Here is a 22,391-nt window from a genome sequence, read left to right as displayed (position 1 = left end):
GGGGACTATAGGGCAATTGTCAGCAAGGTTTGAGGGACATGCTTATGGTTTTAAGGCAAGAGGCAAGAGGCAAGAGGCAATAGGCAATAGGCAATAGGCAAGAGGCAATAGGCAGGAGGCAATAGGCAATAGGCAAGAGTTTTGTTCTCTGTTCTCTGTTCCCTGTTCCCTGTTCCCTGTTCCCTGTTCCCTGTTCCCCTTGCTATAGACAGACATGAGTCATCTTGGTATAGGTTTATCCCAGATTTCGTGCTTCAAAAAGTAGTATATAAGTTACGAAACCTGTAAGGGAAGCGATTGACCTTGGCCTTTAGGCCACGCTACGCGAATGGTCACGCTACGCGATGCTCGGTACGAGCCGCTACGCGAACGCATTCTGGGGCACTTTGCGATCGCGAAAAAAAACTTTACTGAGTATAAATACTTGTTTATGCTCCTCTGACCCATTGCATTCCCATGTGGGTGCTATAGCAAAGGAAGTATTGTTTAAGACATCGTCTTTTGATTGAAAGGGAGCAGGGAGCAGGTAATAGGCAAGCTAGCAATAGGCAAGAGGGAAAAAATCCTGTGTACCTCATTAGGCTAGAAACCGCTATAGTCTTTTTTTGTTTTTGTAATTTACTGTTCAAAATCATTAATTTTTTTCATGTATTTTTTTGATAATTCTTCAGATAAGAGAAGTCTTTGTTCTTTTTTAATGCGGAAATATTCATTATAATTTTCCTGACTTTCTTTCTGTTCAAGTAAATAATCATAAGGACCTTTGCCAGACAAAAGTTTAACTAATATAGGTGAGATTTCAATAGTGACGAATAAGGCAGTTATTAGCCAATTAATATTACGAATATTCGGATCGTCTTTAGATAGTTCTTCTAAAGCAACAAGACGGGCTAAGAAGCCATCTGATTCTTTGTCAATTTGTTCTTGATTCAGTTGTTCTAAGTTACTCTCTGGTGACTGCAAAATCAGGTTACGTTCTTGCCTAAGCTTATCGATTTTTTCCTCTTTATCCTTAACTTTATTATCTAATTCAATAAATTTTTGTTTGATTTCATCTGCATAATTTCGTTTGTCTTGATAAACAATTCCTTTTCCAAATTGGCCTGTTCCCTGTGTACCTTCTGCTTCTGCATTAGCCACATTTTCGGCGTCCTTCCATTCATTTTTATACTTGTCCTTTTCTTTATTTAATTCTTTAATTTCTTGCTCCAATTCTTTTATTGGTTCGTTAATTTTTTCTTCTCTTATCTCATTTTTATTTTGTTTTATTTTCTGGTTAATTTCTTTTTCAAAAAGCCTCAATTCAAGGGGCTTAGCAACCACAAAGCTCAATAATAAGGCTATTAATAATCGCAGACTAGTTGCTGCAATAAATGGCAAGTTTGAATTTGAATCGGATTTTCTTCTCTTAGAGCTTAAAATTAAAAAACGATCTAAGTTAAAAACTATAAAACTCCAAAAAGTTCCTCCTACACAAGAAGCTGCTACAGAACCGAATACTGTAAAAATAGCATAACCACCGGAAAAAATAGCCGTTGTTGATGTTAGCAAAACCGTGGTCCCAATTGCTGTATATTTATATCGTTCTGTCAAACATTCTTTTTGTGCCAAAATATCATGATCTGCACCAGCAGACCATAGCAAGAATTTTTCTAGTGAATTTAAATTATCTTTAATTGTTGGAGCCTGTATTAGGTGTTGAAGTTCAGCTGGTAAGCCAATTTCGTTGATAAAAGTACCAACCGCTTCAACACCATAAGCATTAAGAGCACTTTTGATATGTTCTGTAGCTCGTTCCTGGATTTGATCCCGTTGTTGTAAGAAGTCTAAGACATTATATTCTTGAGCAGAATTACGGAAGTAATTATCAACCATCGGTTCTAATACCCTATTCACAAGGTTTTTAATGGAGCTATATTTAACCGCACCATTAGACAAGCAGCTAAGAACTCCTCCTTGTTCCTCAACTTGCTTATAACTATTAGCATTTGGTGAACCCACACGAGATATCATTTTAGGGGAATTTTTGGGAGAAATATTAATAACCTGTGTGACTTCAAGATTCAAAATAAAGCCATCTTTTGAGCGAAGCTTTAAGGTTTCCAAATTATAATCGTAGTTGGTTGCTGGTTTATTTTTATCTGTCCTCCAGTCCAAAGTTATTTCATGGACAGGAACTATTACTATACTTTTCACTCTTGTATTGATAGGATGTGTTCCAGCTTCTATTGGTATGTTCTGAATCCCTTTATACCCGATATTAAACTGAGAACCATAAGTAGTTTGCTCTTGATTTGCTTGGCTATTCTTACCAACATTTGAAATTAAAACTCCAACTGTTCCAGATTTAATATTAGTTAAAGGAACTTGTTCAACTTCCACAAACCAAGGATTTAAACTCCAAAAACCTTCTTCGATAAATTCTTCTTGTAAACCTCGATAGCCACCTTTATCAATAAACTCCTGTGGCTCCTGAAACTTATTATGTCCCTCAATAACTGGTCCCGCAATGTCCCCTCCTGGTAAGGGCTTACCATCAAAAGTGGTAACAATACCAATTTTACCTGATTCAACTCTGTAAACTTTTAATTGTTCTGGATTCAGTCCATATTGCTTGGCATTGTCAGTAGTAACTACTGTAAATAGTTCAGTGTTTATTCTATAGTAACCTTCAGTAATAATTGCTCGCTGTTTACCTTGTTGACCACCGTTTTTGACAAAGGCTTCAGCATTCTGAAAATTATCGCAATCTACAGCTTTAGCTAGTATTTGTCCTGGTGGTAATTCAGCACCATCTTGAGCAATAACTAGCCCTATCTCCCCTGAGCGAATATTAATTACTGGGACATTGTGAACTTTAAACAACTCTGTATTAATGTAGTGAATTCCAGGAGGAATAATTGCTAATTGGTTCCCTTGTTGACCGCCGTTTTTGATAAATGCTTCAGCGTCCTGAAAAGTGCCACATTCAACAACTTTACCAAAGTTCTGACCAAGTGGAAGTGGCTCACCATCCCTTGCTTCCACTAACCCTACTTCATTAACTCCAATTTTGATAAGTTCAACTCTCTTAATTTTGAAAAGTTCTGTATTAATTGCGTATTTGCCAGTAGTAAGAATCTTTAACTGTTGGCTCCTATATCCTCCATTATTAATAAATGCTTGAGCATCCTCAAAATTTTTGCATTCAACAGCATCACCAAAGGTTTTTCCAATCGGAAGTGGCTTGCCATCTTTCGCTTCTACTAAGCCAATTTCATAGTCATTAATATGAGTAATTGGCCTTATTTCAACAGAAAAAAGTTGAGTATTAATCCGATAAATACCATTTCTTAAAATACCTAACTGCCTACCCCGTTGACCACCATTGTTGATAAAAGCACGACCATCTTGAAAGTCATCACATTCTTCGACAACTTTACCAAACATTTTACCTGTGGGAAGAGAAGCACCATCGTTGGCTGTTACTAATCCAATTTCATCTTTATCAATCTGTATAGCCTTTTGTTTGAAAACTTTATAGGTCAACCTAGAGCGGAAATGTCGTCCAGGACCAAGAGTATCAACCTGCCAACCCATTTCTCCATTAAGAGCAATTTGACGATTAGATGGTAAAGGACTACCAAACTTTTTATAGACAATTCCAACCTCATCTTGAGAGATTACATAAACGCCAGGTACCCGATCAATTGCCATAACAACAACCTCAGTTAACTAGTTAACTAATTAGTAAGCATTCAGCTATCAGCTATCAGCTATCAGCTTTTGAACAAGCGATGCAGCTTCGGAACAGGGGAGGCAGTGCGACCAAAGGGGGTTCCCCCCATGAGCAACTGCCGTGGTTTCCACGGGGCAAACAGCGGTGCTCGCACGTGACCCACACAGACCTAAAACCACTCGCGCTTGGGATCAAGACAACAAGTAAGCAAAAGTTTAATCTGAGTTATGTCACAGCGTCGAAGCCTGTGCCACAAACATTAAGCCTATGCCACAAAGCTGACGGCTGACTGCTGACTGCTGAATGCTTACACTAATTATTTAAAATAATACTCTTTCGCTACCTTAATCCTTATTATTTTAACGTGAGTTCGACGAACTGGACAAAGGCGAAAGAGGGAGCATGTCACTTATGCAGCAACATTAGTACTAAATCTAGGGAATGGGGAATGGGGAATGGGGAATGGGGAATGGGGAATGGGGAATGGGTGATGGGTAATAGGTAATAGGGGGAGCAGGTCACAATGGGAGCATGTCACTTATGCAGCAACATTAGTACTAAATTTGGGGAATAGGTAATAGGTAATAGGTAATAGGTAATAGGGGGAGCTAGTCCTGGATGAATATTTGTACATTATCTAGAGCCCCCTCATGGGTAATTGCTTCCGCTAATGGGACATAGTACTAATGTTTCAGCAACTAAGACAAGCTCCCGGTCACAATAGCCGAATATTTTTACTTTTTCTATAGCCCCCTCATGGGTAATTGCTTGCTCTAATGGTAAATAGTTGATCTGTTCTGCAACTAATACCTGCTCCTTTACAGCATTTTTGTGGTTTTGTCAAGTAGTTCATTTGTTCGGCAAATTTCACCTGCTCCCGATGCATGCGATGACAAGAGCGATGCTTCAAAAAGTAGTATATAAGTTACGGAATTCTGTTGGGAAGCGTACGCATTCTGGGGCACTTCCGGTACGGGAAAAAACAGACTTGAGCAGTTATAGCACTAGGCATTAAGGTGTTTGACATTCATACAAGCAGCAAAAGGTGCGACCCGTGGCGCATTTAATTCTTAATGGGTCAAGCGCCCTAAATCGTTGTGTACGATTCCTTTGGAAAGGATAGAAATTAAATAGTTAAAAACTCAGGGAGTTTGTCAAGTACCCTTGAGAACGCATCGAAATTTTTCTCAAATGGAAAGGATATAAATTAAATAGATCACAACTCAGGGATGTTGTCAAGTACTTTGAGATGGTTTTACCCTGAACAAAATTAAATGTAACGTTTTGTTAAAAAATCATCTTGATCAAAAATTATTTGATACCTTAAATAAGGTTGCATTTACAAAAGCCTATTTGAAAAGGTGCTCAGGTAAAGTTGAGAGGCAGAAATAGAGCCGAACAACAAAAAATAAAAAAAAGCTTGTGTTTCAGTGCTCAGGTAAAGTTGAGAGGCACAAGTAAAGCCAAAAAACAGGGAAATTAGCCAACAATCCTAGGATAAATGTCAGCGATCGCCAGTGGCAATTGCTGTTGACACTCATACCCAGAGCCAAGCCCGTACGACGCCATCCCAGGGTTTTGGTTTCGGAAGTAATGAATGCCATTTTCTAGGTAAAATCAACAGGCAGTGGTTGGAGGATGCTAGCCGATGGCATCCTTTCAAACATGATTTTTTTGGTGCTAAAGTCATTGTTAATACTGTATTTTTGAGGTTTGCTCATCAGGGTAAGCTTTAAGCTATCAGCTTAAAGCTTATAGGCACGCTACACCGAACAGCTTTTGAATAAAGCAAGAGGTAAGCATTAGTTTAATAGTCACAGTCACAGCGTCGAAGCCTGTGCCACAAAGCTGACAGCTGAACGCGCACGCGTGGCCATTCGCGTAGCGTGGCCTTTGGCCTTGGCCAACGGCTTAATGCTTACTGCTTGCTGCTCAGGAGCTAGGGCAGATCACATCAGTTCGCTGATTGGAAATAGTTACTAACCATTACTTTGGTCATCAATAATTCGGTCATGAAGGTGTTATGGAAAATAGCAAAATAACCACAAACCAACTGTCTTTACCCAAAGGCGGAGGAGCGATTCAGGGCATTGGAGAAACGTTTCAGGCTAACGAGTTTACAGGCACGGCTGGCCTATCTATTCCGATTCCGACAACTCCTTGCCGGGGTTTTGAACCGCAGTTGAGTGTTCAGTATAGTTCCGGTTCAGGAAATGGGACTTTTGGTTTGGGGTTTGCTCTAGCTATTCCTAATATTTCCCGCAAAACCTCGAAAGGACTGCCCAAATACGATGGCACTGATACCTTCATTCTCTCCAATGCTGATGACTTGGTACCAGTAGGTAACCGAACTCAAGACAATTACGAGATTACTAGCTACCAGCCTCGCACTGAAGGGTTATTTGCCAAAATTGAACAGTGGTGCGATCGCAGTACAGGAGCATCCTATTGGCAGGTAATAAGTAAGGATAACATCACCAGTAGATATGGTAAAACGGCTCAAGCCAGAATCTCTGACCCGGACAACGAAAATCACGTCTTTGCATGGTTGCTAGAAGAGAGCTTTGATGCTAAAGGAAATTGTATTGTCTATAAATATAAACCAGAAAATACCGAGGGTTTTACCCAAGAGATTTACGAAGTAAACCGGACGCAAACAGCTAATAAATATCTAGAAAAGATTCAGTATGGTAACTACCAACCGCTGCAACCACAACCAGGAGATAACCTGAGTAGTGTTGAGTGGCATTTTGAAGTAGTCTTTGACTATGGTGAGTACCAGATCGACCCAAGCAATAAGACTAAACCCTATACTTATTCAATTGGAGAATGGAAAAGTCGCAAAGACCCATTTTCCACCTATCATGCCGGGTTTGAAATTCGTACCCATCGCCTGTGCCGTAACGTTTTAATGTTCCACAACTTTACGGAATTGCACAGCGAACCGGTACTAGTCCACGCCACGCACTTCGATTATCAAGAAAGTTCTAATCTTACTTTATTAAAGGCTGTCGAGTCGATCGGGTATCGTTATGAAAACGTTAAGTATCAAACTAAGAGTTTACCACCTCTGGAATTTCAATATACTCAATTTAATCTGGAAGGACAGGAATTTGAACCATTCCTAGAAGAGGACAGTCGGTTTTTGCCCGGTTTGATATCCTATGAGTATCAAATCCTGGATTTATACGGGGAAGGCATTCCGGGAGTTTTGTACAACGATGGCACCACAACGCTGTACTGGGAACCCGCAGCGAACGGTGAGGAAACTCAAGGGGTAAAATATAACCCTCCCCAACAACCTCTATCTTTGCCGATCGCTTATGGAAAAACAACCAACCAACAGTTAATCGATCTAACGGGAAACGGTCGATTAGATTTAGTGGTCAGTAGTCCCAATGTTTCGGGATACTACGAAGTAAAAAGCGATCGCACTTGGCAGAGTTTTCAAACCTTTCCCGCCTTTGCCAACGAATTTCTCGAACCTGACAGTCAATTAACCGATATTACTGGGGATGGGTTGTTGGACGTGTTACGCCTCGAAGGCGATCGCATAAAAGTTTATCCAGGGAAAGGGAAAGCAGGTTTTGGCCCAGCCATCATACAGCAGCCGGAAAATGACTTGCCTTTGGAGAGGAAAGGCGATCGCACCGAAGCCTTGCGGTTTGCCGATATCTTTGGCACCGGTAGGCAGCATTTAGTCAGAATCAAGAGTGGTTTGGTAGAATGCTGGCCTTCCTTGGGCTACGGCAAGTTTGGCAAAAAAGTGACCTTGGGCAATGCACCAAGCTTTGGCATAGACTTCGATATCTCCCGGTTGTTTTTAGTAGATATCGATGGTTCCGGGACAGCGGATATTTTATATGTAAAAAGCGATCGCGTCGAGATTTGGTTCAACCAAAGCGGTAACTCCTTCAGCGAAACCCCTCTGACCATCTATCTGCCCAGCAATTGGAATAACTTAGACCAGATTAGCTTTGCAGATGTTTACGGGAACGGGACAACTTGTTTAATCTTCAGCGAAGAAACCCCCAGACCCCGTCATTGGTGTTACGACTTTTGCCAAAGAACAAAACCCCACTTGTTGAACCAAACAGACAATAATCTCGGAGCCACCACTCGCATTACCTACGGCACTTCCACCAAATATTATCTAGAAGACAAGCAAAACGGTCAACCGTGGATAACCAACCTGCCATTTCCCGTACAGGTCATTGAAAAAGTAGAAAGCTGGGATGCCATCTCCCAGACCAAGTTAGTCAGTTCCTACAGCTATCACCACGGTTACTACGACGGGGTAGAACGGGAATTCTTTGGGTTTGGTATGATAGAACGTCTAGATGCTGAAACCTTATCCAGGGATGCCCAACCCTACGATGTCCCGCCCGTATTGAGCAAGACTTGGTATCATACCGGAGCCTGGTTTGGACCCACCCCTAGCCCCTCCCAGGAGGGGAAAGAAGAGTCCCTCTCGAAGCAATACGAACCGGAATATTTCCAGGGAGATCCGGCAGCACATCAATTTCCCGATAGCGTTTTCGATGCTAATGGCCAAGAACCCGACAGCGAAACCTGGCGAGAAGCCCATCGAGCCTTAAAAGGGATGGTCTTGCGTGAGGAACTCTACGGAAATGACGACTCCGACCAACAAGCTAATCCCTACAGCGTCACCCAGAGCAACTACAGAGTCAAACTCATCCAACCCAAAGGGGAAAACAAATATGGTATCTACTTTGTCCATCCCCAAGAAAGTCTGACTTATGATTACGAAAGGAACCCAGCGGATCCCCGTATCGGTCACGAGTTTGTCCTGGAAGTAGACGAGTATGGCAACGTTATGGGTGCTTGTGCCGTAGCCTACGGAAGGCGGCCTGGGGAAAATAGACTGCCCGAACAACTCAACTTAAAAATAACTTACTCGGCAGACAGTTTTATTAATCAAACCCAGGAATTTTATCTGCTGGGGGTTCCTCAAGACAATCGCAGTTATGAAATCAAGAATCTTTCACTACCTAGCGGTCAGCAATACTTCGCGTTTGCAGATGTCAAAGACCATCTAGACGAGGTTTCCGAAACCCCCGAAACCCCCCTACTGAGCTGGCAGCGCCACTACTATTGGAATCCCGAAAGGGAAGAGTTTTTCCCCCTCGGTCAAGTCGGTCCCCAAGCCTTGCCCTATCGCAGGGAAATAGCGGAATTTTCTCCAGAACAAGTAGAAGCAGCATTTGATGGGGCTTTGACTGAAGATGAATTGGAACCGTTGCTGAAGAATCAAGGAAAATATACCAAAGATGCCAATTACTGGTGGAACCAGGGATTGACTCAAGCTTATCTGGGCAAAGATCGCTTTTACTTACCAGATCAGACAACGGATCCCTTTGGTAATCAAACCCAAGTGGAATACGATTCTCATCATTTGTTGCTTAAGAAAGTAACAGATGCAATTGGAAATCAAACAACAGTAGAAGCGATTGATTATCAAACCCTGCAACCCCAGAAAATTCGCGACTTGAATGACAATTGTTCTGAAGTCAAATTCGATGCTTTGGGGATGGTGGTTTTAACCTCCCACTACGGAACGGAAAATCGGGCTGACGTGGGTTTTGCCAAAAATTTGCCCGAAGTTACTATACCCGATACCTTCGATATGGAGGTGGCTATAGACAATCCGCAAACTTACCTGAAAGGTGCTGCCAGCTACTTCTATTACGATTTGTTTGCTTGGAAAAATAGCGGCATCCCCGTTTATGCTGTTAACTTGGTGGCAGAAAATTACCTAGATGCACGAGTCCAGACGCAGATCGCCTACAGCGACGGGTTGGGACGGGAAGTGCAAAGCAAGATGAAAGTCGAAGCGGGGGAGGCATTTGTAGTTAATCCCAGTAGCATCGGAACGGAGATAACGAGCGATCGCTGGTTGGCTTCCAACCGCAAGGTTTACAACAATAAAGGCAATCCCGTTAAAGAATACGAGCCTTATTACATCAAAGGCTATGACTATGTCGATAACGAAGAACTCAATCAGTTCGGTGTTTCTCCCACCCTATTCTACGACCCGCTGCAACGGTTAATTCGGGTGGATACGCCCAAGGGATTTTTCACCAAAGTCGAGTTTACCCCTTGGCAGGAATGGCACTATGACGAGAACGATACCGTAGTGGACTCCCCTTACTATCAGGAAAACATAGAGAACCCCAGCTTGGATGAAGCGGAACGACAAGCCTTGCAAAAGGCAGAAGTCTTCTACGATACTCCCTTAGAAGTAGTCCTGGATAATTTGGGCAGAACAGTTCGAGAGATTGAAAGCAATAAGACGACTTCAGGTGGGCAAGTGAGGATGCTGACAACCTATTACGAATTGGATATTACAGGTAATCAATTATCCAGCGCCGATCCTCGCTTGTCAGTTTCCAGCATCAAGAATTTCCAAATGACCTACAGCATGACTGACTCAGTTTTAAAAACGATTGGCGTTGACGGGGGAACTAGCTGGCAATTGAATAACGTTCTTGGCAATCCCATTTACAGCCAAAATTCTCGTAACTTTGAGTTTAGTACCCAATACGACGAGTTGCAGCGTCCTGTAGAAGTGCATGTCCAGGGTGGGGATGGTGCGACTCAGCTTGACCAAGTGGTAGAACACCTGGTGTATGGGGAAAGTGTTGAGAATGCTGAAAATCTCAATCTACGGGGTCAAGTTTACCAGCACTACGACCAAGCCGGGTTGTTGCAAGTTGATGGGTACAATATCCTGGGTGCGCCTCTTACAACTAAACGGCAATTGAGGGAGGAGTACAAAAAAGAAGCGAACTGGGACAGTACGGAAGCTTTGTCAAGGACCACCTACGAGACGCAATATGAATACGATGCCCTGGGTCGTGTTACGGAACAAACCGATGCAGACGATAATGCTTATCAACCAATATACCATGAATCGGGTCGGTTGAATCAAATTCAGGTACAGCACCAGGGAGGGGCAACTTCGACTTATGTGGACAGTATCGATTACAATCCCAAGGGACAGCGCACCCAAATTAGCTATGGCAATGGGGTAAGGACGGAGTATGAATACGAAACTACTACTTTCCGTCTGACGCGCATTCTGACTAAAAGGGGAAGCGATCGCAAAATCCTGCAAGATTTGCATTACACCTACGATCCGGTGGGGAATATCACGCAAATTAAAGATAATGCTTGGGAAACGGTTTTCAACCAGAACCAGCAAGTCGATCCAAAATCGACCTATACCTACGATGCCTTATACCGTTTAATTGAGGCTACCGGCAGGGAACACCCAGCCCTCACCGCAGAGGACGAACGGTGGGGCAACCCTGAGAACGATTGGTTTGTTACTCTCCCCAATCTTAACAACGGACAGGCGGTGCAAAACTACACCCGTCACTATGACTATGACGATGGGGGTAATTTGTACGGCATCCGGCATCATGGGGCGACTTCGAGGACGCGGGAGCTGGTGGTTTCCAATGGTTCTAACCGCGCTGTGGAGCAGGATACATCGGGAAGCATAGAGCCGGAGGATGTAGATGGTTATTTTGATGCTAATGGCAATCAGACCCAGTTAGAAGGGTTGAGGGGGATTACTTGGAACTATCGGGATAATATTGCTAGCGTCACGATTATTGACCGGGGAGGTGCTTTGAATGATGGGGAATATTACGTTTACGATAGTGGGGGAAATCGCATCCGCAAGGTAACGGAACGCTTGGGTAATGGGGGGACAGTTACTCAGATTGACGAGACGATTTATCTGGGGATGCTGGAAATACGGCAAACCAGGCAAAACGGTACGGTGACTGAGGAACGCCGTTCTCTGCGGGTGATGGATGACGAACGCTGTGTTGCTATCCGCCTGCGCTGGAGTCAGGTTTCGCCACCTGCAAGAACTAGCAATCCTCAAATTCGCTATCAATTGGAGAACCATCTGGGGTCTGCGGTCATGGAGGTAGATAATGCTTTTAGGTGTATGATTTTAATATTTATGCAGAAGATAGAGAAAATGAGGGAGAAAAACAACCCATAGGTAAAGGCATTTGTTGAATGACAGATGCCAGAATACGTAAAAAACCTCGTCGAAAACAACTTAAAGACAGAGGTTGTTGAGAGTGGGTCGAAAATTGCAACGGATCGGCGTCGAGGCCATCGTCGTCAGTTTCAACCGATAAACTACTAGCAGATAAACTAGTGTCAGTTAATCCTCCGACGCCAACCAACCAAATAGTCGCCACAGCAATAGCGTTACCATTGTCTTTCGGCACGTTTGGGGTCAGTCATTTTGGTGTGATGCCAACCAAAACCACCACGCTTAATGTCTTTGAACAAGCATTCAATCCAGCTACGCATACTATACCAGTAGATTTGAGCCTGTTGTGGACTCAAATCCGTTAACATTAACCAAGGGTCAGCATAACCGTGATCCCAGCGAGCTAAGAGAGTGCAATCGACACAGTTGCTTCGGAAACATCTGACTCGACCACTCCAATGCTGACCAACCTCAGTGATTAGCCCAGACAGAGGTAATTTCGATGGGGGTTGGTCACCCAAAACCTGGGATGGTTGGTAATATCCTTGAGCATTAATCCGCATCAAAGGATGCCAGCCATTAGCCACAATCCCTTGATAAAACCATTTAGCATACAACCCTCGGTCTGTGGTGACTATCACAAACCAATCATCCGGGATCCCCTGTTTGACCTGATTTAACAGCTGATGCCAGTAAGGTTGCCAACTCCCTTTTTCGGTTGCACCCACAATTTTCCAAGCTACAGGTATTCCACAGCCACGGTAGACCACACTAATTACCAAGACTGTAAAACGCTTACCCAATGTGGATGCATCTGCAGCCAGCACCAGGCTTTTTTGATCGGATGACCACCAACTTAATATCCACAACAATAAGAAGGCAAAGCTTTCACTGACTTCTATTTCTTGTCGCTTTCTGCCATATTTGTGACTTTTTTCCTTGTACCATTGCCTTAACTGCTCTCTGACATTGTTTTCTGATCGATGTTGGATTTCTGCTAAAAATACGGCTACTGTTGATAATCCACAACTTTGAGTGATGGCAATACCAAAAAAGCGACCCATTGCTAATCCCACTGCCTGAGATTTGCTCAGATGAGGCATCTTCCTCATCACTACTCTGAACCATTCTTGATACCCTTTCGGAATCTGTGTGATCATCGATGACAGTCCAATGGTGTACTAAGGTTTTTAGTTCTTTTTTCCTCTTTTGTTAAAATCATACACCTGAAAGGGTAGATAATGGGGGGCAAATTATCAGTTACGAAGAGTATTTCCCCTACGGCGGGACGTCTTTCGTGGCGGGACGGAGTTTAGCCGAGGTGAAGTTGAAGCAGTATCGCTATTCCGGTAAGGAACGAGATGCGAGTACGGGTCTTTATTATTACGGTGCCCGGTATTATGCCCCTTGGTTGGGTCGGTGGATGAGTTGCGATCCGGCAGGGACTGTTGATGGGTTGAATTTGTATGTGTTTGTGGGGGGGAATCCAGTGATACTTAGGGATACAGGAGGGCTAGTTATCACACCTGTTATCGGTGTTGCTTACAGGCGTGACGCACAGGGTGCTGGTCACCAGCGAGATTTAGAACTCGTCCAACAAGCGAATCCTAATGCTAGAGTTGTAACCATTGCTTCTGATGCATTCTTCAATAATCATGGCAATCAAACCCACCTTGGTCCAAATGGGCGCGTAGCAAATATAAAAGGGGTTGACAGTATATTTATACCAGGTGGTCCCCACGCTCACCCCGCTCAAAAAGGTGACAGGAATCAACCTAGACCAAATGCAGTTCAATATGCTAATGCAAGGCATCAATTTGAATCAGGTTTAATCCAGCAAGCTTTAGCTAGCAATATTCCTATTCTTGCAGTTTGTGGTGGTTCATGGCGTTTAGCCGCAGAATTGGGAGCTCAGATTCAGCAGCTGCCAAATCAAGTAATGGGAAGGCACAATTTACCTATGAATAGCGTAAATAAATACGCTCATAATGTTAATATCCGAAGGGGTTCACAACTCGAACAAGTCGCTAATGGAAACCAATTTAGCTATCGTGCTCGTGACTTTGCTCTAAATAATGGAAGCCTGACAATAGCTGCCAATAGCGTGCATTGGGCGCAGGCTACCTTTCCTGGAAATGTAGCCAGAACAGCAGTGGAACCGAACGTTACAGGTCCGAATATCCCTAATGCCCAGCGAGTCACTGAAGGTTTTGAAAGTCATCAACATCACTATGCGATAGGGGTTCAGTGGCATCCAGAATACGCTCAAAACAACTTGGATGCACAACAGGATCAACTGCGGAATCATTCTCATTATCATTTAAATATAATGGGCTCTATCGGTCAAGCTGGAATTGAGGGACGCGCAGCACGAATGATACAAAGATCGTATAGAACATATCGCAATCGGATGCGCGAACAAAAGCAAGGAAACAAAGCAGGCGGAGTAAATTAGATTTCGCAAATTAGTACGATCGCCTCCCTCGTAAGCTGCCAAGCACGACAGTGTAACGCACCGCCATCCAACCCAACTTAAACCCAAAAAAAAAACTCAAAAATGTCAGACTTAACCACCAATCAAAAACGATCGCCTTCTCAAATCCTGCTGCGATCGCCACCCCGAATTTTACGTAGAAACTTTCAACGTTTTCCATAAAAATGCTGGTAAGCTATCAGCTATCAGCTATCAGCTATCAGCTAATGGGCTACGGGCACGCTACTTGATGTGCTTATGGGGTATTAGGACGCTACGGAACTTTTGAATCAAACAAGTAAGCAAAAGTTTAATCTGAGTTATAGAAAGCTGTTCCCGTAGCGTGAGCTTTTAGATCACGGCTGACCGCTGACGGCTGAATACTTACAAATGCTGTTCCGGCATTAAAGTGGCATGGCCAGGTTTTGATAACCCTAAACTAGGGGCTATCTTCTGGTTATTGCTTCAAATATATGACGTTATTTTTGGCATGAGTATACATAAATAGAAGCAACAAAAATAATTAAAAATTCGCCTTGACAAATAAATAATGTGATAGTTTAACAAGGAGCTAAAAAAAAGAGTTCAAAAAATCCGGAAAATCTGGAAAACAGACAAATGGATAAAAATCCTTGGTCAACTGCTAAAATCCATCTAGTAATTACTAGCCATGACTAATTAAAAATTAGTTATACCATCGATATCATAAGAACAGAGCAAAACGCTCTGGATGGTGGTATTTAGGATTGTGACAGCGACTACTCCAAGAGCCAAATGAAACAATCATAACTTCGGTCATCAATTGGGTCATCAAGAGTGTTATGGAAAATAGCAAAATCACCACAACCCAACTGTCTTTACCCAAAGGCGGTGGAGCGATTCAGGGAATTGGAGAAACCTTTCAGGCTAACGAGTTTACGGGCACGGCTGCCCTATCGATTCCGATTCCGACAACTCCTTGCCGGGGTTTTGAACCGCAGTTGAGTGTGGAGTATAGTTCCGGTTCCGGAAATGGTACTTTTGGTTTAGGGTTTGCTCTGTCGGTTCCTAATATTTCCCGCAAAACCTCGAAAGGACTGCCCAAATACGATGGCACTGATACCTTTATTCTCTCCAATGCTGATGATTTGGTACCGGTAGGTAATCGAACTAAAGGAAGTTTCGATATTACTCGTTACTGCCCTCGCACTGAAGGGTTATTCGCCAAAATTGAACATTGGTGCGATCCCACGACGGGTTCATCCTTTTGGCAGGTCATCAGTAAGGATAATATCACTAGTAGATATGGTAAAACGGCTCAAGCCAGAATCTCTGACCCGGACAACGAAAATCACGTCTTTGCATGGTTGCTAGAAGAGAGCTTTGATGCTAAAGGAAATTGTATTGTCTATAAATATAAACCAGAAAATACCGAGGGTTTTACCCAAGAGATTTACGAAGTAAACCGGACGCAAACAGCTAATAAATATCTAGAAAAGATTCAGTATGGTAACTACCAACCGCTGCAACCACAACCAGGAGATAACCTGAGTAGTGTTGAGTGGCATTTTGAAGTAGTCTTTGACTATGGTGAGTACCAGATCGACCCAAGCAATAAGACTAAACCCTATACTTATTCAATTGGAGAATGGAAAAGTCGCAAAGACCCATTTTCCACCTATCATGCCGGGTTTGAAATTCGTACCCATCGCCTGTGCCGTAACGTTTTAATGTTCCACAACTTTACGGAATTGCACAGCGAACCGGTACTAGTCCACGCCACGCACTTCGATTATCAAGAAAGTTCTAATCTTACTTTATTAAAGGCTGTCGAGTCGATCGGGTATCGTTATGAAAACGTTAAGTATCAAACTAAGAGTTTACCACCTCTGGAATTTCAATATACTCAATTTAATCTGGAAGGACAGGAATTTGAACCATTCCTAGAAGAGGACAGTCGGTTTTTGCCCGGTTTGATATCCTATGAGTATCAAATCCTGGATTTATACGGGGAAGGCATTCCGGGAGTTTTGTACAACGACGGCACCTCGACCCGATATTGGGAACCGGCAGCTAATGGTGAGGGAAGTAAAGCAGTAAGATATAACCCTCCCCAAACTCCTCAATCCTTGCCGATCGCTTATGGGAAAACCAATAACCAACAGTTAATCGATTTAACGGGTAACGGTCAATTAGACTTAGTGGTCAGTAGTCCCAATGTTTCGGGATACTACGAAGTAAAAAGCGATCGCACTTGGCAGAGTTTCCAAACCTTTCCCGCCTTTCCCAACGAATATCTAGACCCGGACAGTCAATTGACGGATATTACTGGGGATGGGTTGTTAGACTTGTTGCGCTTAGAAGGCGATCGCGTCAAGGTTTATCCGGGAAAGGGGAAAGCAGGTTTTGATGTACATATTATACAGCAGCCGGAACCTGATTTGCCTTTAGAGAAGAAAGGCGATCACACGGAAGCCTTGCGGTTTGCAGATATTTTTGGTACCGGGAGGCAGCATTTAGTCAGAATCAGCAATGGTGCGGTAGAATGCTGGCCTTCCTTGGGCTACGGTAAGTTTGGCAAAAAAGTCACCTTGGGCAATGCACCAAGCTTTGGCATAGACTTCGATATATCCCGGTTGTTTTTAGCGGATATTGATGGTTCCGGGACAGCAGATATATTGTATGTGAAAAGCGATCGCATCGACATCTACTACAATCAAGGTGGCAATCGTTTCAGCAAACCCTTTTCCCTGCTGCTGCCCCAGCCCTATGACAATTTGGTTCAGTTGCAATTCGCGGATGTATTGGGTAATGGCACCACCTGTCTGGTTCTGAGCAGCCGTAATCCGGATCTGAGCTTGCGCCATCAATACTACGATTTTTGCGCGGGTCAAAAACCGCACCTCTTAATTAGCTATGCCAACAATCTGGGCACAACTACCCGGTTTCACTACCAAGCCTCAACCCAGTTTTATCTTGATGACAAAAAAGCCGGAAAGCCTTGGAAAACGCGGTTGCACTTCCCGGTGCATTTGTTAGCAAAAACCGAAACCATTGACCAGATTTCCGGAGCTAAATTTGTTTCCCGTTATGCCTATCATGAGGGCTATTTTGATCCAGTAGAGCGGGAATTTCGCGGTTTTGGCCTGGTGGAGCGGTGGGACAGTGAAACCTATGACCATTTTAATCTTGGGGATCTGCATGGAGAGATGCCGTTTGTGCAAAGTGCCCCGGAACTCCATGTACCGCCAGTTTATGTCAAGACTTGGTATCATGTCGGTGCTTCCCGCCCAGGGGAAGCGCTCTCCCGTTACTATGGGGAAGATTATTATGGTGGGGATTCTGAGGCCCATGACCTGCCAGATAGCAGCCTAGAAAACCCTGGCCTGGAACCGGAAACCGATGCCCTGCGGGAAGCGTCGCGGGCTTTGCATGGTCAGGTTTTGCGACAGGAAGTGTATGCCTTAGATGGGGATCAAAATCCTGATCTTGCCCCTCACCCCTATACTGTTACAGAGAACAATTATCGGGTTCGGATAATTCAGCCGCGATCGCATCATAAGTACCCAGTCTGCTTGGTGAGCCCCCGGGAAAGCCTCAGCTATGACTACGAGCGTAACCCCGTCGATCCACGGATCAGCCATGCATTTACTCTGGAGGTGGATGCCTATGGTTACCCGACAAAAACCTGTCAGATTTTTTATCCCCGGCGATCGACTGCTGGGTCAGCGTTGTCTGAGCAGGTAACATTGAGAGCGATCGCCTCCACCACTCAATTCATCCACACCGTTGACGATTTCTATTTATTGGGCATTCCTGCTGAAGAAAAAGCCTTGGAAATCGGCGGTTTAACTGTTGGAGCATCCTCTTATTTTAGCTTTGAGCAAGTGTTGGCCCAGGTTAATCAAGCCTTAGCCAACGAGATTCCCTTTGGACAGAGCCTTGGTGGTGCAACGCTCCAAGCCCGTTTACTTTCCTGGAATCGTTATTACTACTGGAATCAAGATAAAACCGATTTCCTAAAACCGCGCGGAACTTCTGCCCTAGCCCTCAGTCACCATGTAGAAACCGCTGAATTTACAGCAGCCCAGATTACAGAAGTTTTGGGTGGGAAAACACAAACCCTCAATACTCTGTTGGCAGATGGAGGATACCAACAGGCCGAGGGCTATTGGTGGAATCCTGGCTCAATTCAATTTTATTTGGATGGGGAGAGTTATTATTTACTCCACCAGGTAGAAGATGCCTTCGGTGTAGCCACAACTCTGCAATACGATCGTTACTTACTCTTGCCGCAAACTGTGACGGATGCCTTGGGCAATGTCACCCAGACAGAAATTGATTATCAGGTGCTTGCCCCTTGGAAAGTAACAGATACCAACGATAATGTATCGGAAGTCCTCTTTGATCCTTTAGGCTTGGTGATTGCCACCACAATCTATGGCACAGAAAATGGTACAGTGCAAGGGGATTCGCCCCTGAAGGATTATCAACTTGTCGCGGATGCCAGTTTTGATGCTATTCTGGCTCAACCGGATGCCTACCTCCAGTCAGCAACCACCTATTTCTTTTACGACGTAGATGCCCGGCAAGAAGATTCCCAGCCTCCCCGCTCCATCCAGCTTATGCGGGAAACTCACGTTGCTGATTTGGAAGACGGAGACACCACCAGCATTCGGATTCAAGTGGCCTATTCCGACGGGCTGGGTCGTGCCCTGCAAACCAAATTCCAATCCAGTCCAGAGCCCGCTTTTACTCTGGTGGACAAAGAGCTCACTGAGGTTGATGCTCCTGAACGCTGGCTTGTATCTGGGCGAAGAGTCTACAACAACAAGGGGTTGCCCATCAAGCAATACGAGCCATTTTACAGCACTACGGCAGATTATGAACCAGAAGCAGTTGTGACGGAACATGGGGTAACTTCGGTTATACACTACGATCCCCTCGCCCGTCCTATTCGTGTGGATACGCCTAAAGGCTTCTTCTCCAAGGTAGAGTTTACCCCTTGGCACTCACTGCACTATGATGCTAATGATACGCTTAAAGCGTCCCCCTATTATCTTGAGAATAATAACAACGGGTTGCCAGATGATGAGCAAGATGCCCTGACCAAAACCGAAGTCCATGACCAGACTCCCACAGAGTTGGTGCTGGATAATCAGGGTCGTACTTTTTTGACGCGGGAGATGCTCACTGCTGATGCTGGTCGAGGGGAGAAACTGGAAACCTACGTTGCCTTGGATATTTCTGGCAACCAACTTGCTAGCGCTGACCCCCGTTTATATCCCCAGGGACTGGATAATTTTAGACAGACCTACACCATGGCTGGGGAAGTGATATATGCCTGGAGTGCCGATGCAGGGGAGCGGTGGAATCTGTCTAATGTGTTGGGGCAACCGATTCATCACTGGAATCAGCGAGGCTTTCATTTTACCACAACCTATGATCAGTTGCAACGTCCTGTAGAGGTGCGGGTACAGGGAGATGATGGTGCTGGACTCAGCTTGGATCAAGTAGTTGAGCGCCTGGACTATGGCGAAACTGAGGCGAATCCTACAATCAAGAATCTACGGGGTCAGGTGGTGCGCCACTACGATTCGGCAGGGGTGGTGCATTTCGATTTGTATGACATTAAAGGGGCTTTGCGTCGGGTGCGACGGGAAATTCGTAGGGAGTACAAGGCTGAAGTAGACTGGCAGACTCTAGACTCGGTAGAGCTCGAATCCAAAGATTTTAGCTCAGAGACCACCTACAATGCCCTAGGACAGACCATCACCACAACTCATCCAGACCAGAGCAGAGAAACTTTAGTCTATCATCCAGAAGGCTGGCTGCAGCAACTCTATGTCACCCTGAGTGATGGTAGTCAAGAGCAGCCTCTGATTACTGACTTAGCTTATAATGCCCGAGGGCAACGCACCCAAATTAACTATGGCAACAGTGTTGTCACTACCTATCAATATGAGCCAGAAACCTTCCGGTTGACCCATCTGGAAACGGTTGCCCCTGATGGCAGCACTTGGCTGCAAAGGATTGACTATGCCTATGATCCGGTGGGCAATATCACCCGTTTACGGGATCAGAGCCATCAACAGATATTGAGTAACCAGTCTGATGTCGAGGCTTTGAGTGATTATACTTACGACCCCCTCTATCGGCTGACTGTGGCAACGGGTCGGCAACATCCAGAGTTGACGGGAGAAGAATACAAAGATCCGACAGCCTTTAAACAAAGTCGCTTTCTGAGGTTGGATAACAGCCCTGTGCTGGAGCCATATACCCAGAAATATACCTATGATATTGGGGGTAACTTGACTCAGATCCAACATGATACGACGGGTAGTCATTCCTGGACCCGTGAGATGCAAACAGCAGCTACATCGAACCGGGCAGTGCTGAAGACCCTGGCGACTGCTCCAGACCAGGTGGATGATTTTTATGATGGCCACGGCAATTTGTTGCGATCTCAACAGTTGCAGCAGTTGCGGTGGAACTGTCAAGATCATCTGGCTGCGGTGGAGGTTGGGGCAGACAGAGCCATAACCAACTCAGAATATTATCTCTATGATGGAGCGGGGCAGCGGGTGCGTAAGGTGACGGAAACCCCAGATGGTGAAGTGAGGGACACCCTTTACCTGGGAGCGCTGGAGTTGCAACAGAATGCACAGGGGCAGGTGGTGGCAAGGAATCTGCGTTTTCGGAGTGATGGTCATGCAGCTATAACCCTGTGCTATCAAGACGCCAAGAACACAACGTTGCGCTATCAACTGAGTAACCACCTCGGCTCAGTGGCATTAGAGCTAGATCACCAAGGAGAAACTCTCAGTTATGAGGAGTATCTGCCCTATGGGGGCACAGCTTTAATTGCTGGGAGCAATGAGGGGGAAGTTGAGGCCAAAACCTACCGCTACTCTACTAAAGAACGGGATGATACCTCAAGTCTCTATTACTATGGTGCTCGGTATTATGCTCCTTGGTTTGGACGCTGGCTTAATCCCGATCCATCTGGTGCAGCAGGTGGGCTAAATATATATTCCATGGTACAGAATAATCCGATTACATTGATAGACCCAGATGGTCGAACAGGGGTAAATAACCAACTGCTTTTAAGCAGCACAAGAATAGCAGATATAGCCATGTTAGGTGCTCATGATGCGGGTACCTATAACATCAGAAATATGGAGTCTATTAGCAGATGTCAGCACCTTAGTCTAACGGAACAAGCAGAAGTAGGGGTGCAATATTTTGACCTGAGAGTCCGAACCAATCGAGCCGGAGAGTGGAAATTTTATCATGGGGAAGAAAAGTTGCAAGGGCTTATTAAAGGATTCAATGCTCCCGGTTCTGCCATAGAACCACTTGCAGATCTGTTCACTTACGCAAAAAATCATCCAGAGAGGCTTTTTTTGTTTAAGTTCCATTTTGATCAAGGCAAGGATAGTCCAGTAGATATCAGTTTTTTTCTGGCAGATACAGTTAAACAACTGAAAAACAATTTAATTTCAGGGGCACAAACTAAGAGATTAGGAGAAGTGACAATTGGGGAATCTGTTCACGCTGGAAAAAACATCGGGATTTTAGGACACCATGCGAGTTTCAGCATTAGAAACACCCCTAGTGCAAAAGACTATATCTTTGAATATGGAAAAAATACCTATGGTGGCTGGGGAAAGACACCGAAACCTAAACAGCTTGTTAAGCATTTAATCAAAGGAATCAACAAAGAAAACCCAGAAGGAAGAATCCTAGTCTCCCAGACTAACTTGCCAGCCTTGATCCCACCATCTCTCAAAGTGCTTGGTACGCCTAAAGCCTGGCTGGGTCTAAAATCTCTGGCTTCTACTTCTCATCAACAGGTTGCTGAGGGGTTGGAAGAAGCTAGTATGAATTCTCGGCGTAATCCTGGCGTAATATCAATGGATTTTGTGGGAACTAAATATGCATCAACTGATCGCTATAAGAAGCTGCGAAACAAAAGTAATGCTCCTTTGTACTTATACAACAAAAAGAACCACTAATGACAAACATTCCCTCGTAGGGTGTGTTACAATATCGTTAACGCACCGCAATCCAACCAAACTTAAACCTCAAAAAAATAAGCCAAAAATGTCAAATTTAACTGCAATTAAAAAAAAACAATGAAATCCTCAAACCATTCTGCGATCGCAACCCCGAATTCG

The 22,391-nt window shown here is 44.4% G+C and carries 10 protein-coding genes; 5 read left to right on the top strand and 5 right to left on the bottom strand.

Annotated features, from left to right (window positions below):
* Window positions 1-42 precede the first annotated feature (42 nt).
* From F6J90_RS01120 to F6J90_RS01110, 3 genes are all read right to left on the bottom strand, one after another.
* Window positions 43-216, bottom strand: coding sequence for a hypothetical protein (locus F6J90_RS01120; RefSeq protein ID WP_293090699.1), 174 nt, complete (start codon window positions 214-216; stop codon window positions 43-45).
* Window positions 217-428: 212 nt separating this feature from the next.
* Window positions 429-578: a hypothetical protein gene (locus tag F6J90_RS01115; RefSeq protein WP_293090698.1), complete on the bottom strand. Its 150-nt coding sequence runs from the start codon at window positions 576-578 to the stop codon at window positions 429-431.
* Window positions 579-618: 40 nt separating this feature from the next.
* Complete coding sequence (locus tag F6J90_RS01110; RefSeq protein WP_293090697.1) at window positions 619-3,696, bottom strand: DUF4407 domain-containing protein; 3,078 nt, start codon at window positions 3,694-3,696, stop codon at window positions 619-621.
* A 1,539-nt stretch (window positions 3,697-5,235) separates the two neighbouring features.
* Here F6J90_RS01110 and F6J90_RS01105 point away from each other — a divergent pair.
* From F6J90_RS01105 to F6J90_RS01095, 3 genes are all read left to right on the top strand, one after another.
* On the top strand, window positions 5,236-5,454 hold the full coding sequence (locus F6J90_RS01105; protein ID WP_293090696.1) for a hypothetical protein: 219 nt from the start codon (window positions 5,236-5,238) through the stop codon (window positions 5,452-5,454).
* A gap of 287 nt (window positions 5,455-5,741) precedes the next feature.
* The gene (locus tag F6J90_RS01100; protein WP_293090695.1) at window positions 5,742-11,759 is read left to right on the top strand and encodes a SpvB/TcaC N-terminal domain-containing protein; all 6,018 of its coding nucleotides are present in this window, start codon (window positions 5,742-5,744) and stop codon (window positions 11,757-11,759) included.
* Window positions 11,760-11,783: 24 nt separating this feature from the next.
* A complete protein-coding gene (locus F6J90_RS01095; protein ID WP_293090694.1) occupies window positions 11,784-11,909 on the top strand; it encodes a hypothetical protein in 126 nt (41 codons plus the stop codon).
* A gap of 65 nt (window positions 11,910-11,974) precedes the next feature.
* On the opposite strand, the gene F6J90_RS01090 is transcribed toward F6J90_RS01095, so the two are convergent.
* Window positions 11,975-12,919 (bottom strand): transposase, encoded by a 945-nt coding sequence (locus tag F6J90_RS01090; protein WP_293090693.1) that lies wholly within the window; start codon window positions 12,917-12,919, stop codon window positions 11,975-11,977.
* 92 nt (window positions 12,920-13,011) lie between these two features.
* Here F6J90_RS01090 and F6J90_RS01085 point away from each other — a divergent pair, with 92 nt between their 5' ends.
* Window positions 13,012-14,214: an RHS repeat-associated core domain-containing protein gene (locus tag F6J90_RS01085; protein ID WP_366513707.1), complete on the top strand. Its 1,203-nt coding sequence runs from the start codon at window positions 13,012-13,014 to the stop codon at window positions 14,212-14,214.
* Window positions 14,215-14,224: 10 nt separating this feature from the next.
* Here F6J90_RS01085 and F6J90_RS01080 read toward each other — a convergent pair whose 3' ends face one another.
* On the bottom strand, window positions 14,225-14,413 hold the full coding sequence (locus F6J90_RS01080; protein ID WP_293090692.1) for a hypothetical protein: 189 nt from the start codon (window positions 14,411-14,413) through the stop codon (window positions 14,225-14,227).
* A gap of 640 nt (window positions 14,414-15,053) precedes the next feature.
* Between F6J90_RS01080 and F6J90_RS01075 the strand changes: the two genes are divergently transcribed.
* A complete protein-coding gene (locus F6J90_RS01075) occupies window positions 15,054-22,229 on the top strand; it encodes a SpvB/TcaC N-terminal domain-containing protein (RefSeq protein ID WP_293090691.1) in 7,176 nt (2,391 codons plus the stop codon).
* The last annotated feature ends 162 nt before the right edge of the window (window positions 22,230-22,391 follow it).

Source organism: Moorena sp. SIOASIH, assembly GCF_010671925.1.
In the GTDB taxonomy this organism is placed as follows: domain Bacteria; phylum Cyanobacteriota; class Cyanobacteriia; order Cyanobacteriales; family Coleofasciculaceae; genus Moorena.
Note: the sequence above shows the minus strand (reverse complement) of the source record. Positions and strands in the feature narration are given on the sequence as shown.